Source organism: Qipengyuania sp. R86523, from assembly GCF_044596365.1.
In the GTDB taxonomy this organism is placed as follows: domain Bacteria; phylum Pseudomonadota; class Alphaproteobacteria; order Sphingomonadales; family Sphingomonadaceae; genus Qipengyuania; species Qipengyuania citrea.
The window spans coordinates 237,967-253,100 of record NZ_CP138997.1 but is presented as its reverse complement, the minus strand read 5'-3'; the positions used below and the strand labels follow the sequence as shown (position 1 = coordinate 253,100).

At 60.6% G+C, this 15,134-nt stretch carries 10 protein-coding genes; 4 read left to right on the top strand and 6 right to left on the bottom strand.

Features of this window, described 5'->3' with window-relative positions; translation table 11 throughout:
- The first annotated feature begins 27 nt into the window (after positions 1 to 27).
- The 3 genes from SJY12_RS01305 to SJY12_RS01295 all read left to right on the top strand — a co-directional run bounded on the left by SJY12_RS01305 (position 28) and on the right by SJY12_RS01295 (position 4,969).
- Positions 28 to 1,536: a hypothetical protein gene (locus tag SJY12_RS01305; protein ID WP_397505744.1), complete on the top strand. Its 1,509-nt coding sequence runs from the start codon at positions 28 to 30 to the stop codon at positions 1,534 to 1,536.
- Between the two features lie 735 nt (positions 1,537 to 2,271).
- Positions 2,272 to 3,591 (top strand): DNA adenine methylase, encoded by a 1,320-nt coding sequence (locus tag SJY12_RS01300; RefSeq protein WP_397505743.1) that lies wholly within the window; start codon positions 2,272 to 2,274, stop codon positions 3,589 to 3,591.
- 1 nt (position 3,592) lies between these two features.
- Complete coding sequence (locus SJY12_RS01295; RefSeq protein WP_397505742.1) at positions 3,593 to 4,969, top strand: DNA adenine methylase; 1,377 nt, start codon at positions 3,593 to 3,595, stop codon at positions 4,967 to 4,969.
- Here the strand turns inward: SJY12_RS01295 and SJY12_RS01290 are convergent.
- The 6 genes from SJY12_RS01290 to ligK all read right to left on the bottom strand — a co-directional run bounded on the left by SJY12_RS01290 (position 4,871) and on the right by ligK (position 13,847).
- Positions 4,871 to 6,190 (bottom strand): LlaJI family restriction endonuclease, encoded by a 1,320-nt coding sequence (locus SJY12_RS01290; RefSeq protein WP_397505741.1) that lies wholly within the window; start codon positions 6,188 to 6,190, stop codon positions 4,871 to 4,873. The genes SJY12_RS01295 and SJY12_RS01290 overlap by 99 nt on opposite strands.
- Positions 6,187 to 8,154, bottom strand: a complete 1,968-nt coding sequence (locus SJY12_RS01285) for an AAA family ATPase (protein WP_397505740.1) — start codon at positions 8,152 to 8,154, stop codon at positions 6,187 to 6,189. Before SJY12_RS01285 ends, SJY12_RS01290 begins: the two co-directional genes overlap by 4 nt.
- Before the next feature lie 745 nt (positions 8,155 to 8,899).
- Positions 8,900 to 10,903, bottom strand: a complete 2,004-nt coding sequence (locus SJY12_RS01280; RefSeq protein WP_397505739.1) for an amidohydrolase family protein — start codon at positions 10,901 to 10,903, stop codon at positions 8,900 to 8,902.
- 319 nt (positions 10,904 to 11,222) lie between these two features.
- Entirely contained in the window at positions 11,223 to 12,122 is a 900-nt protein-coding gene (locus tag SJY12_RS01275) for an amidohydrolase family protein (protein ID WP_397505738.1), read from the bottom strand.
- Positions 12,115 to 13,176 (bottom strand): 4-oxalomesaconate tautomerase, encoded by a 1,062-nt coding sequence (locus SJY12_RS01270; protein ID WP_397505737.1) that lies wholly within the window; start codon positions 13,174 to 13,176, stop codon positions 12,115 to 12,117. The genes SJY12_RS01275 and SJY12_RS01270 overlap by 8 nt, the downstream gene beginning before the upstream one ends.
- Positions 13,176 to 13,847: a 4-carboxy-4-hydroxy-2-oxoadipate aldolase/oxaloacetate decarboxylase gene (ligK, locus tag SJY12_RS01265; protein ID WP_397506614.1), complete on the bottom strand. Its 672-nt coding sequence runs from the start codon at positions 13,845 to 13,847 to the stop codon at positions 13,176 to 13,178. Before ligK ends, SJY12_RS01270 begins: the two co-directional genes overlap by 1 nt.
- 93 nt (positions 13,848 to 13,940) lie before the next feature.
- On the opposite strand from ligK, the gene SJY12_RS01260 reads away from it, so the two are divergent.
- The gene (locus tag SJY12_RS01260) at positions 13,941 to 15,092 is read left to right on the top strand and encodes a LysR family transcriptional regulator (RefSeq protein WP_397505736.1); all 1,152 of its coding nucleotides are present in this window, start codon (positions 13,941 to 13,943) and stop codon (positions 15,090 to 15,092) included.
- Positions 15,093 to 15,134 lie beyond the last annotated feature (42 nt).

Here is a 15,134-nt window from a genome sequence, read left to right as displayed (position 1 = left end):
CTTCGGTCGGGGCCCTAAACTAAATGTATGTCCGACCTTGTCAGCGCCCGCCTCGTTCCTCTTAACGCCTTGCTCCTGCGCGCGGCCGAGAAGCATGGGCGAAGACTTGATCGTGCAGCGGAAGCACGCAAGGTGCGAGAAGCTGACAGCCTGACGTGGGTTCCGGACGGGATAACCGGCGACCCCTTGGCACTGGTCGACCGGCTAGAGGAGCACGTCGCCGGCGCGTTCCGGCCGAAAGGTGGGACAACGATCGCACAGCACATGATCGTGAAGATGCCCGACAGCATACCGACCGAAACGGAGAGCGAAGCCTACACCGCAATGCTAATTGCTGTTCACTTCGCGCAGGAAACATTCGGCGGTCAGGCGGTCTTCTCCGCACGGATCGACCGGGATGAGCAGTCCACCAACAATGTCGATCTGTTTCTCGCACCGATATACGATAAGAGCGACAAGAAGGCTCCAGGGGGCAGCAAGAAAGCCGTTTCGATGACCCGGCACCTGAAGCTGCTTGCTGAAGAGCATGGCTTCGACGTGAAGGGAGCTCGAACTGCAAAGGCGTCGAAGCAGTCACAGGGAAAGGCGCTGCAGACCGCTTTTGCCGATTACCTCGTGCACCACGGTTTTCGCGCTCTGAGGGGAAAGCCCAAGACGACCAGCGGATCGGATTGGGATTCGCCAGAGATTTACGGTGCTAAGCGTGACCGCGAAGCTGCCGAAAAAGCTCGTCAGATGCTCCAAGTCGAACTGCAGGCCAATATTGAGCAATCAAAGGAATTAGATACTCGAGAGAGAGGACTAGACGAACGCGCTGCGACGATCGTCAAAGTTGAAAACGAAATCGCGGAACGCTTGGCCGTGGTTCAAAAGCAAGAAGCGACCGCGCGGGATCGCGAGATCGATCTCGACGCCCGGGATACGAAGCTTCAAACTCAGGAACATCTAATTCGGGAGAGACATGCCGATCTCAACAGCCGTGCGGACGAAATCGAGGCTGATCGCGAAGTAGCGGCCATTGATCGGAGCAAGGCAGCCGCCGAGCTGGAACGAGCCCAAAAATCCGCGCAAAAGATCGATAATGATCGCGAGCTTCTCCAGCTTGCCGTCAAGTCTGCCCAGGACCGGGAGAAGATCGCAGCGCACAAGATTGCCCGAAATACGGCTCGCGAGCGAGAGTTGGAAGCACTGAAAGATCGAGCCAAGCGGAAAGAGAACGAAGCAATAAAAGCGCTGGCAGAAGCCGAGCGCGAACGCAAATTAGCGCAACAGGATCAAAGCAAAGCACGAGAACTTCTCGCCGAGCTGCTTCAGATGACGCAACCGATCCGAGACATGGTTACGCGGGTCGCGGCCGCAATGGGTTTGCATCGGGAAGCCTTCTTATCGAAAGGGGGCGCTGAAGCGGAGGAGGCTGCCAGAAGTCCGGAGATGAAGCGCATATTCGCTCTCGGGAGAAGCAACGGCTTCTTTGATGACCATCCGGATAATTTCGTCGACCTTGCAAAGCCACAAGATCGCGGGCGCGAGCGATGAAAGTGTCATTATTCAGTGAGATCCTGCGACGAGAACGGCAATCATGCACCCTCATTCTTAGCTATTAAGGCTGACGCGCGCTCGCCCCGTTTGCGGACATTCGTTCAGCTCCATCCAATATCTTCGATTGGTGGTAAGCGGGCTGTCTGCTCTCGGGTCAGCAGAGCCTGATAGCCGACGGTCGTTCGGTGATCGGCGCACTTCTGAACCGCATGCGCGCCGCCCTCTCTCAAAGGCTGGGCCTCTGGGCGGGTCTGAATTACTCCCCATTATTCGAACACGTCTGAAGCTTCAGCCAGATAGTCCCTCTGGAATGTCTGCCGCTGGCCTTAGCGACGTTGACAAAGAACAAACAATGAACACAACGGCAACTTGTTGTGACGCAAGTTCCTTGTTTTCATTTATGCATTATGGAAAAATACCATCTGGACGCATCGCGTGACGAGGTCAGGCGAGCCATGCGAGATCAGGTCGCCGTTCAAGCGGAACTTGCTCGGCAGAGTGGCTTGAGCCAAAGGCATTTAAGCAAGGTGCTCAGATCGTTGGAAACGGGGTGTAGAACGCATGATCGACTTCGCAAATGGCGCGACCGCCCCAGTCCTCAGGCCTTCGAGCGAGCCTTCGGTCCAGATGGCCTGCTGCGGATGGAACCATGCTGAAGCACCACTGCGAAGAGTTAGCCATGATCAGCCGCTCGCTTGAGTCAGGCCGGCGGTCGGGCTCGCGGCAATGAATATGCATTCCAAGGTTCCGCCCCCCTTTCGGCCGATTCAATATCTGGGAAACAAGACTCGCCTGCTCGATGACATTGCCGCTGCCGTGGCCTCGGTGATCGGGCCCGAGGCTCCTGTTGCCGACCTATTCTCGGGCACGGGTGTCGTGGGGCGGAGGCTCGCCGCACGTAACCCGGTGATCGCTGTCGACGTCCAGGCCTATTCTGAGGTGATCGGACGGGCCATGCTGCAGACATCCAGAATCGATCTCGACGGCTTCAACCTCGACGCGTTTTTGGCACGTGCTGATGAGGTCGAGACAGCGCTCACCTGCATGTTCGCGCCCTTGATTAAGGAGGAGGAAAGGGCTCTTGCGTCTCTCCACAGCGGCAACCCACTGCCGATCTCCATGCTGATCGAGCGCGGCTCCGCACTCAGCGCGGAACTAGATTCAGCTGAATACCTTCGCTTCAGGTCGATTCTCGGCAAACTGCTTACCGCTAAGCGGGCCGAAAATGACCCGGTGGCGACACTAGCCTTTGGCGGTGTCTATTTCTCGTTCAGGCAAAGCATCACACTTGATTCCCTCCACTGCGCTGCTGCGAGCGAGCGCTCTCCTCTACGGGACGTGCTGATCGCGACCATGCTTGGCGTGGCTAGCGAGCTCGTGAACACCGTTGGGAAGCAATTTGCTCAGCCGATGCGGCTTCTCGACCGACAGGGCGTTCCCAAGCCACTGCTGATGGAGCGCACGCTCCGGGACCGCAGCCTTGATGGGCGTCAGCTATTCATCGAGTTGTTCGATCGCTGGCGTTCAACTCTACCGACAGAGGTCCGGCCGAGCCGCATGGTGCGGCAGGACGTAGAAACGTTTTTGGAAGCCGACGGTGATTGGCAGGCTGCCTATGCTGACCCGCCCTATACCATTGATCACTACAGTCGCTTCTACCATGTTCTCGAGACGCTGGTTCGCCGGGACAGGCCTACGTTCGCGCGCATGCGGAAGAACGGCGTGCCGACCGTCATGCGAGGACTTTACCGCGACGACCGCTTTCAGTCGGACTATTGCATTCCGTCCCGGGCTCCAGCAGCCTTTGAACGGCTAGTAGAGGGCGTCGCGCGACGGGGCGCTCCCCTGGTGCTCTCTTATTCCGGTCACGTCAACTCAGCGCAGCGGTCCCGCACTCTCCCGCTTGAGACCCTGATTGCCATCGCACGGAGCAGTTTTCGCTCAGTCGAGGTCACCGAACCTCACTTCGAAGGGCATCGCAAGTTCAACGCGTCGAACCGCAACGTCACCACTGAGCGTCAATCCGAACGCCTCATCATCTGCAGGAGCTGATATGGAGAAGTATCTCGGAAACAAGACTTCGCTCCTGCCCTTGATCGGCTCGTTCCTGAAGGAGCGAGTTCCCGACGCGACTTCGATCTCAGATCTGTTCGCGGGCACTACCAACGTGTCGCGCCACTTTCGCCGCGAGGGCATGGATGTTGCGACTGGTGACCTCAATCGCTTCAGCTATGTTTTGGGGCGAGCTTACCTAAGCTCATCAGGCTGGCCCAACCTTGCCGCTGTAGACGGCGATCATGATCCTGCCGTGTTCGAAGCGCTGCGGTTTATGGCGGAAAAGCACATTCCGACCTCCGCGAGAGCGGAACATCGCCACTCAGTTGCTCCGTTGGCGCGCGCTCTCGCGATCCTGCAACTGGCGGCTGAGAAGAACCGCAAGCCTGGCGTTTTCCACGACAACTTCTGCGCCCAAGGCAAGCGATCTCAATTCGTGAGCGTCCGCGGAAGCACCGGCAGGCGAAACTACTTTTCGGAGTCTAACGCGCTCATCCTCGATGGGGCACTCGAGCAGCTTCGCTCATGGCGACTGGCCGGCCAGATCTCGGAAACGCTTACCATGATCCTGCTCGCGTGCATCATCGAGGAGGTTGTCATCACCGCAAACGTGAGTGGCACCTTCCACGATTTCAGCCGCGACAAACTGTGGCCGAACGCACTGCAGCGATTTACCCTGCGAATGCCGCCAATGGTTCTGGCAGAAGGCAGCGCTGAGATCGTCAACGCGGACGCGGTTGCCGCAGCCAGCGCGATCAGGCCACACGATGTCGCCTACATCGATCCGCCCTATAACTTCAGGCAGTATGGAGCCTATTATCACCTGCTGAACTTTGTCGCAGCCTACCCCTTCCTCGACGATCCTGAAGCGTATGCGGCTGATCTGTCTTTCGTTCGGGGTCAGAACATGGCCGATGATCATAGCAGTGCCTTCTGCTTTCGAGATGATTTCGTGGGTGCCTTAAGAGCGTTCATCGAGCGCGTGCCCTCACAGCACGTGGTGTTGAGCTACTACGGCGGCCGCAATCACTGGAACCACTGGTCTACCACGGACGTGCCGACCGATCGCGGACTGCGTGAGCTATCGGCGATCTTCCGAGATCGCGGCCTCTTCGATGAGTGCGAGATCGTGCCGGTGCTTGGCGTCAGGCAGAATTATCAGAGCCGGGTCGGTGAACGGAAGCGCCTGGTCGATGAGTATCTACTGATGGGCAGTCGGTCGCGAGTGCCCGCGACAAAGTGCCAGCCACTTTCGGCTCTTTCAGCCAATACTGCGCTAGGCATCGCCGAGCACTTTGGCCACTTCGTCGCGCGCCGTCATGAAGGCGTCACAAGCACTGCTGCGCCGAGCCATGTCCCCATCACCGTAGGCTGAAAACACCCAGCTGGGATCCAGAGTCCAAGCCTCGATCGGAGCAAATTCGCGAGCGGCTCCCTCTATCCGAACGAGGCTGGCAAGTTTCAGATGCTTGCCCGCTTTGGGAAGCAGGAACGCGTTGCGAACAGGAGCGTGCGCGTCCTTCACAAGCAACTCGGCATAGTAGATCTGCTTGATGATATCCGCCCAGCCGGGCCGAGTGTCGGGGAACGGGTAGTGGTATTTCGCGTCGAGCAGAAGGATCTCGCCCTTGTGGTGGATCATAAGATCCAGACGCCGGCTGGCCGCTTGCCGAGGCGGAGCCAGGGCGCCATCGTGCACGTCATACCAATTGGCTTGACCAAGCGACGACAGGCTTGCGTCATCCCCGAAGAGGTCGCGCAAGGCATCTTCCCACACTAAGGCAAAAGCCGTTGTGCCGAAGAGCTTGACCGCTGCCACGCCGCTCATGTCGCGACTATTGGAGATTACAGCCTCAAGGGCGTCGAGCAGGCGCAAGTCTGAGGAAAGGTAAGTGACCGATCTTTCCCGCGCCAACAGAGCCAAGTCGAATGCAGCTCGCTCGCTCGCCATGCGATCTTGGACGTCCATTCCAGCGGTCGCCTCAATTAGGCCGGGTGGCACCGGAACCTCATACTTGTGGGCGAGCCAAACGGTCGCCGCCGCTTGCAGGCGGCTGATCTCATTCGTCTCAGTCGTCCGCAACCAGCGGCGGGGCTCCACATAGATGGGCTGCCCGTTGGCAATGAGCGGCTCGCATCTCGTCAACGTGCTCGACCAGTCGACTGCTCCTGAGCCTCGATGATTGGAGGAGGTGGTTGATCGCTGATGCAGCCCGCGCTCACTGAAGAAGCCGAGAAGGGTAGCCAGCGCGTCGATTTCTCTGAAGAGCGACTTATCACGATTTTGCAGATCGACGGTGGCATCGTCGCGCGAGCGCCGCGTTTCCCGCACAAAGTAAGTGGAGAGGACACGGCGGAGCCACAGAACAGGGTCGGTCGACGTGACTTCAACCCTGGGCATGCAAGCGAGCAGTCGATCAGGAAGGCCAATCAGCCCGACAAATTGGAGGATGACCTCTGAGCTCCGGCCGTTGCGAGCGGGCGCAAATACTCCTTCTGCTACCAGACCATCCCATGCAGCCAGGTTGAGGCCGAGTTCGTCCCGCCAAGCTTGAGCAGTCCGCCGCTGGCCTTCTATGAGCCGGGTAAGGCTCAAGCGCCTTGACCCGCAGCACCTCCGCCCGCAGCCTGCGGGGCGGCAACGCCGGTTGCTTCTCCTCCGCCGGCGTTCGCCTCAGGGGCGTTGTCGTCCTCTTGTGCTTGTCCGTCCCCCAGCTCGGCATCCGCAGGGTCAATTTCGGGTGCTACCTCGGCGTCATCCAGGTCGATAATGCTCTCAATCAGCGGATTACCTTCGCCGTTCCTCCAGATGATGCCGACCTGAGCAAAGGAGTCGGCATTGAAGACTTCCTGCTGCCGGAAGCGAAGAACGTCGTCCCACAGGTAAAGCAGAAGCTTGGTCAGAACATCGTTGGGGTCCTGAAGCTGATCAGGCGTGAGGAAATAGGGCCCGATCAACCGGTCTTCTTGCACTGGCAGCTTCTTCAGGAACCGATTGAGCGCTGCGCGCAGCCGATCCCAGTCGAGGTCACGGCCGCCAAACCGGACGACCCGGTCCTCGGCCGGATAGAGACAGGGCTGGGCATAGCCGAGGTAACGATAGGCCCAGCGACGCCGGAAAGCAGTGTCGATCGGATACACGCCCTGGTCGCCGCTGTTCATCGTGGCCCAGATGTGCAGGTTCGCGGGAAAACGAGCATTGCCGTCTGCATCGAGTGCATTCTGAGCCCGGAGCCAGACCATCGCTTCCGTCCCGAGAGTGACGCCGTAGCGGCTGCCGCCGTCGTCGGCACGGTCGAGCAGCTGGAACAATTCGCCGAAGATTGCGGCTGCATTGCCGCGGTTGAGTTCTTCGATGAGCAGGACGACGTTCTCGTTCGGATTGCACTTGGCGGCTGCAATCGCCTCGAGTGCGGGCCCGGGCACAAAGCGGTAATCGATCATCGGCCGTCCAGGCTGGAATGGAGCGCCGGTCACCTCAGTGATGTCCGCGGCTGCCTCGTAGACCGGCACAGGGCGATAGCCACCGACGAACGATGCCGTGGTCGTTTCAGAGTGAAACTGAGTCCGGATGACTTGCGCGCTGATTGCAGATCGATCCGCAAGGTTGCTCTTGCCGGAACCCGGGCATCCGGAAATGATCACCTGCAGCGGCAGCGGGAGCTTGGGTCGAGGCACCTTGGGGCCCGCCTGAGCTCCAGCAGCGCCAGCTCCGGCAGGGTTCTGTGCCGTCGTTCGAGAGCGAAGCTTGACCTCGAGGCTGGGAGTAAGTCGTGGGAAGTCACTGCCCAGTGACGCGCGCATATCGAGGAACGCCTCGAGGAACCCTGCCACTCGGAACCTCACGTCCCGCTGATAGGCATTCATCGCCTGCGCATATTGCTTCGCTGTCGTGAGCTCTGGGTCACCCTGAGTGGCCTGGTTCGCCTGATACGAAGTGTAGAGCCGCACGATCAGGATGAGCGCTGCAGCTTTCTCGTCATCGTTTAGGCGCGTAAAACGCCACGGCTCCGTCCCAACTGAGTCCATGTATTGGAGCGCTTCGATCCCACGAAGCTCCGCATCGGCGAGCAACGTGCGAAGGTAATCTTCAGAAAGGTGATCGAGAACGTCTTGGACGTTGAAGAAGGTCTCCCGCCACAGGGTGTTGACTAGCTTTTCCTGCCCGGTGAGAAAACGGTTCAGCTGGTGCTCGAAGAAGATGCGGTCCCCTGCCCGCGTATTCTGGTTCCAGAAAACGGTCGCATCACCGTTGTTCGTCTGTGCAAGCTGAAGGAGCTTCTCCCCCGCAGCCCCGACGTTCGTGCTGCGGTCGCCGCCACTCCAGATCCCGAGATTGGAAAGGGTGTTCCCATACCGCTTCGCCGTGGTGCCAGTGGCATGCAGCGCTTGTCCATTGGAGGCGCGCTCGACCGCAGCGGCAACCTGCTTTAGGTTCTTCAGCTCGGTCGAATATAGCGAGAGCGGCCGGAGGCGCGGATTACCTTTACGGCTAAGGTCAGGCTCAGTTTCGAGCACGCGCATAAGCAGGTTGCGATCTGCCGGATTCAGAACGATCATGGGGGCCCCTTCACTTAGGGCGAGTATCACTACTCACCCCCAGCTTCGCAAGTATAATGCGCTCAGATCGGTCGGAGGACAGAGCTTCTAGCCGCGTCGCTCGCCAGTGGCTGACGAGTTGTCCTCTGCGGCACACAGCCTCATGGAAAAGTTAATGTCTGCAAGGGGACGCAAGCGGTGGTCGCGCGCCTTGCTGAACGAACGTCCAAAATTGCCCTCCTCGCATTCGATAGCGGGCGGTCGGCTAACGGCCCCCAAGCTGACTGTTCGGCGCCGTCCGAGAGCTAAAAGGCCACTTTTGGTTCGTACTTAGAGAGACACTGAACTCGACAAATGAAGGGCGGATATCAATCAGGTGGTCACGAGTATCGCGCGAAGCCATTGGTCATCCTGATCTCGCGAAATTTTGGCTCAAAGAGAAAGCAGCTTTGCACCTGATGAATGCCGAACGGCTGACAAACCGAAGAGCACTGGAGGCTTGCTTGCTGTGCCAATGAGATGTAGCAACTCACTGTGCAGCCGTCGGCTGCACTCCAGAGAAATCAATGACTTAGCGTGGTCGAAAATCGGCTGAGGTCCCTGCCACCCCAGCCACTATCCTGACACTTATCAAGCGCTCGCGAAGCGTCAGCTTCCCACCCGCTCAAACCACCTGGCACCCTGCCGTGGTCTTGAGAACGGCAGCATGTATCGCACCAATTCGGCCGGATGGGAGAAGACTACCGACCGCGCCTGTCGGAACCGTCTATTCGGCTAAGATCTCCGGAGCCTCAGCGAATGGCTCGATACCGAAGAAAGGGTAGATATCGCTCGGGAAGTAAACCGTCCCGTTCGATACCACCATCTGGATCCTCTTGATTTCCTTCAGACTGGCTGTCGGATCACCGGGCACCAGGAAGAAATCCGCATACTTGCCCTTCTCGATCGAGCCCAGTTCCTGATCCTGATTGAGGTATTCGGCCATGTCATAGGTGGCCCGCCTCAACACCTGCGCCGGAGACATGCCGAGCTTCCCGAAGAGTTCGAGTTCGCGGTGATACGCAAAACTGCCGCCGAGGTCCGTGCCAGGAACCAGGAGAATGCCCTTGTCATTCATCAGCGTGAGCGTCTCGATGATCGTGTCGAAAGCCGCTATGTAGGCATCTCTCTCCGCCTGGTTTTCCGTGCCGAACAAAGCCTGCTTCATGTACCGCTGCGTGTTGACCGGCATATTGTCGAACACGTCGATCGAGCCTGCGGGAACCTGCCCGTCGATGGCCGTCAAACCCAGTTCGTGAATGGCAATGGTCGGATCGTGCGCCACGCCCTTTTCCGCCATCTTGTCCAGGGTCGACTGGACCAGGTTGCCGTCCAGGTCGAGCGAGGGAAATCGTTGCATCGCGGTGAAGCGGAAGAGGGTGCGTGTGTCTTCTCCCTCGTTCAGGACCCAGCCGAGCATCAGTTGATTGACGTGCGTGATCTCGTCGAAACCGGCCTCAATCATGGCGTCTGCAGTCGAAAAAGCTGGCACATGGCCAGCTACGCGCATGCCGAGATCATGGGCTTCGCCAACGACGACATCCGCCCATTCAGGATTCATGGAATTGTACAGCTTCACCTGCGGATAGCCGCGCGCGGCATACCAACGCACAAGATCGATGGCTGCCTGCTCGTTGGCTGCGATTTCACCCGTCGCTGCGGAGAATTCGGATTGGCCCTCGATAAATCCCGACCGGCTGATGCGAGGTCCCGCGATAATACCATCGTCGATCCGTTCGATCAGCCCGTCCAGGACTTCGTTCTCATTTCCCATGTCACGGACTGACGTGACGCCCGCCACGATGTTCATCAGGGCATTGTCCTGGCCTATGTGGCCGTGCATTTCGTACATGCCGGGAACAAGTGTGCCCCCCGCCCCGTCGATCACGGTTTCGCCTTCGGTCGGGAGACTGCCCAAGTCCTCGATACTGGCAATGCGCTCGCCGTATATGACGACATCCCTTGCTTCCGTCAGGGCAAGCGTTTTCGGATCGAAAATACGCACGTTGCGAATGCGAACCGGGCCATCGAAGTTGCGGGCGGCCTTTGCCTGTATTTCGACAAAGCGCTGCGTCGAGTAACGTTCGGCTTCGGCGCGAAGCGCCTCGTCAGCCGCTTCATAGCCTTTCCGAACGATCGCGAAACGAGGGTCCGCGACCGAGAATAAATTCAGGTCCTGATCAAGGGTGATATGGGCCGGATCGGTCGACAGCCCTGTGATTTCGTAGGTGGTGACGGTCACCTCCCCGTCGGCCCCGTCGTAGGTCGCAGTGTCACGCGCCCTGATCCGGGCAGTTCCGCCGGGAAGCACCGCCATTTCAGCGTCTGGAGTCGCAAGCAGGGCCTTGGCGAGCAAGGAAATGCCCCAAGGGCTGCCGTTCTGGTCGATGTAGAATGAACACGCGTCTGCCGAACCTGCGCCAGTCGAGTCCTGCCAGCTCGCTTTCCCGTCAGCGCAGGCATAGCTCTCGTTAACCGGGTTCCCGAAAGTGGTGCGGCCCGTGATGGTCCAGTTGGTCGGGATGCCCTCCGCATCGACCTCCACCTTCTCCGTGATGGTCGGACCTCTGCCATTCTGCTTGTAGTCGAACTCGATGTTCGACGTGTTGCCGGCGGTTTCGACTTCCAACCCGCCTACATCATCGCCGCCGAAGAGGACGCGATACTGGTGGGTCTCCGCCGACGCGGCAGTTGAAAGCAACGCGGCAACGGAAACGACAAGAAACTTCATGGCAGGCCCCCCTGGTTAAGGCGCCGACCTTAGGCGGGATTGGCAACTTTACAATCAGATTGGACGCAAATCTGGCTGCTGACACGCTCAAGCACCCTGGGGGCGCCTGGATGCACGGCGGGGTTGTCAGGACCGTTTTCAGCGCCCAACTGCGGAACCAAGGGAAATTGCTGCACTTCACCTCGGCGATCCGGATTGCGGTGCTGCTTCAATGCTTCTTTTACGGCTTCCATGGACGCGATTGAATCGACAGGATGAGCTACCCGCTCTCCGATAAGCTCGGAACGATCTTCGCCAGTCGTGGGGGAGCGCGGAGCGTCTAGCCGGCCGTTTCGGCGTCGTCCCAATACAGTCTCATGGGATTGTCCACCAACAGTTTGCGCTGCAATTCGGCTGTCGGCGCAATGCGGGGGATCATGTCGACGATGTGCCCGTCATCGGGGACTTCGTCCTGCATGTTGGGATGCGGCCAGTCGGTGCCCCAGATGCAGCGATCGGGATAATCGGCAACCAGCGGAGCGACCGCCTTGGCGAAAGCATCCCACGGGTCGCCCTGCCCGCCTTCCTTCTTCGCGTCGAGCCGGTCCGGACAAGTGGGTTTGAACCACAGGTCCTCGCGGCTGTCGAGCAGCGACCTGAACGCCTTCATATCGGGTCCGTCGGGCCCCTGTGTCACATCGGGCCTGCCCATGTGATCGATTACCACAGGAACGGGAATAGCATCGATGAAGGCGCGCAGTTCGTCCAGAATGTCCGCTTCGAAATAGATCACCACGTGCCACCCGGCAGGTAACCGCTTGGCGACATCGAGAAACCTGTCCTTCGGTGCGTTGTCGACCAGGCGCTTGAGGAAATTGAACCGGACCGCGCGCATCCCGCCACCATGCAAGCGATGCAGATGGTCCTCCGAGATCGCCGGATCGACCACCGCGACACCCCTTGCCTTGCCTTCGGACCTCGCGATCGCGTCGAGCGTGGCGGAATTGTCGGTTCCGTGGCAGCTCGCCTGGACGATGACGTTCCTGGAAAAACCCAGGTGATCGCGCAGGGCGAAGAGCTTTTCGGGCCCGGCATCGGCGGGCAGGTACTTGGCCTTCGGGCTGAACGGGAAACGAGCCTGCGGGCCGAACACATGGCAATGGGCATCGACGGCGCCGGCGGGCGGCGTGAACGCGGGCCGCGAGGGTGCGGCGTGCCAGCTGACGATACGATCAGACATATACAGTGCCATCCATCAGCTTGCGCGCTGTCCTGAGCAGCGCGGCGGAAACCACCCCCCCTGCGGGATCGACTTCGAGCACGCAGCTCATTTCGCCGGTCGGATGCTCGATGCTCAGGGTTTTACGGGCGCCTTGCGGCACCTTCGCGACCGCCGCCGCAGGCGAACCCGGAATCAGGCAGGCGGTCGCTGCCGTCACCGCGCCCAGCACCCCGATGCTGGCATGCGCACGGCGCGGTATGAAGACGCGCGTCGTCACGGCCCCGCCATGGCGCGGCGGCGCGACCAGCGTCATCTTGGGAACGGTCTTGTCGCGCACATCCCCCAGCTGCATCAGCGGGCCTGCTGCCAGCCGGATGCGTTCTATCCGTTCGCGAACCGGGGCGAATGCCGCGCTTTCGAGCTCTTCGCGGCTCTCGTAGCCGGTGGCGCCGACGTCTTCCGCCCTGAATACGACGCAGGGCATGCCGTTGTCGATCAGCGTGCACGCCACCCCGGCGACATCGTCGACCGGATTGGCGGTCGGCAGCAATGCCCCGCAGCTCGACCCCGCCGTGTCGCGGAACTCCAAGGGAATGGGCGCGTGAGTCCCCGGCACGCCGTCGATGGCCGCATCGCCGGCATAGCTGACCGAACCGCCGGGCGTTTGTACGCTGGCGATGGCAGTTTGGCCCGTGTTTTCCATGTAGATCGCCACACGCGTTTCCTCACCTGCGGGTTCCACCAGCCCGCGTTCGATCGCGAAGGGGCCGACCCCGGCGAGGATATTGCCGCAGTTCTGCTGGTCCGAGACCAGCCCGTGGTCGACGGACACCTGCAGGAACAGATAATCGACATCAATTCCTTCGCGTGCCGACGGCTTCACGATGGCCACCTTGCTGGTCAGCGGGTCGCCGCCGCCCATTCCGTCGATCTGGCGCGGGTCGGGGCTGCCCATCGCACGCAGCAGGAATGCGTCGCGTGCGTCCCGGTCGGCCGGCAGGTCGGAGGCGAGAAAGTATCCCCCTTTCGACGTTCCGCCGCGCATCCACATGACAGGCGCGCTGGTCTGCATCAGACGTACTTCAGCCCTTCGGCCTCGAGCCGCTCGCGCATGGCATACATATCGAGGCCCAGTTCACCCTTCGCGAGGCGCTGCCGTTTTTCTTCCTCGTTCGCTTCGCGTACGCGCGCCTTTTCGAGCACGGCCACTGCCTGCGCGCGCTTCACCACGCATACGCCGTCGTCGTCGGCGACGATCACGTCCCCCGGCTCGACATGAGCCCCGGCGCAGACCACCGGCACATTCACGCTCCCGAGCGTGTTCTTGACCGTCCCCTGCGCAAAGACCGCCTTCGACCAGACGGGGAAGCCCATTTCGGTCAGATCGCGAACATCACGAACCCCAGCGTCGATAACCAGCCCCTGGCACCCCCGTGCGATCGCGCTGGTCGCCAGCAGATCGCCGAAATAGCCGTCTTCGCAGGGGCTGGTGGGCGCAAGCAGGAGGATGTCGCCTTCCTGCAATTGTTCGATCGCGACATGGACCATCCAGTTGTCACCGGGGGGCGAACTGATCGTGACCGCACTCCCGGCGATGCGCGCGCCGGAATAGATCGGACGCATATAGCTCGCCAGCAGGCCCTTGCGGCCTTGCGCCTCATGGACTGTCGCGACGCCGCAGCGAGCCAGTCCGGCAATAGTGTCGCGGTCGGCCCGCTCGATGTTCTGCACAACCACGCCCATGGCGATCTCCTTCGGCGGGTTACCTGCGCCCGCCATTTCGGCCATGCCAATGCGAAGCTTTGCCGTCGTATAACATTTTGCTAATCGTACACGATGATCGAACGCCTGCCCAATATCCGGCATCTTGCCGCTCTCGTCGCAACCGTAGAGCATGGCACGGTGACCGAAGCGGCGCGTTCGGTGCACCTCACGCAGCCCGCGCTGACGCAGGCGATCGCCCGTCTCGAACGGACGCTGGAATGCCGCCTGTTCCAGCGTGAACCCGACGGGATGAAACCGACCGAGCCGGCACTGCTGCTTAACGCGCGTGCGCGAACCGCGCTCGAGCTGATCGGGTCTTCCCGCGTGACTGCGACGCAGATGCGCGCCTTTATCGCCCTTGCCCGGACGGGCAGCTATTCTGCTGCCGCGCAGCTTGCGGGCGTGGCCCCCGCCTCGCTTCACCGCGCGGTCGCGGACCTCTCGCTCGCCCTTGGGGAACGTCTGGTCGAACGGCGCGGACGCTATCTTACCTTCACCAGGAAGGGCACGCTGCGTGCACGCAAGTTCAGTCTGGCACAGACTGAGCTGCGCAACGGGCTTTCGGAAGTCGCGGTGTGGCTCGGTAACGCCAAGGGGCGCGTGATCATCGGCGCCATGCCGCTGTCGCGGGCGCGGTGGCTGCCGCGCGCGCTTCTGGCATTTTCCCGCCGCCATCCGGGGGTGGAAGTCGCCGTGATCGAAGGCAGCTATCCCGAACTGGCCGGCCCCTTGCGCGATGGCGAGATCGACCTGCTGCTCGGGGCGCTGAGACTGGACGATCCTTCGGACGACCTGGCGCAGGAGGTCGCCTTTATCGATCGCCCGCAAATCGTCATGCGGGCGGGACATCCGCTTGCAAGCGGCAATCCCCTGTCGCTAGCCTCGCTGCGCGATTATCCCTGGATCCTGCCTTCGAGCAATGCGCCCCTGCGGCAGTATTGGGAAACGATGATCGGGGCCGACGGCGGTGCGGAACCGGAGGTGCGCATCGAATGCGGTTCGGTGCTCACGATCCGTGAATTGCTGCTGGAAACCGACATGCTGTCGCTCCTGTCGCCGGACCAGCTGCGCGTCGAGATCGAAGCGGGCCTGATCGAGACATCTCCGCCTCCGAGCGAGGTTTCGCGCACCATCGGGATCACCACGAGGCGCGACTGGCGTCCGACCGCCGCGCAACGTTCGATGCAGCTTGTCCTGCGAGAGATCGCGCAAGACTATTCGTAAAAACTTATTCGCTGGCCGGGCTATTCATTGGTTCGCGCAGGC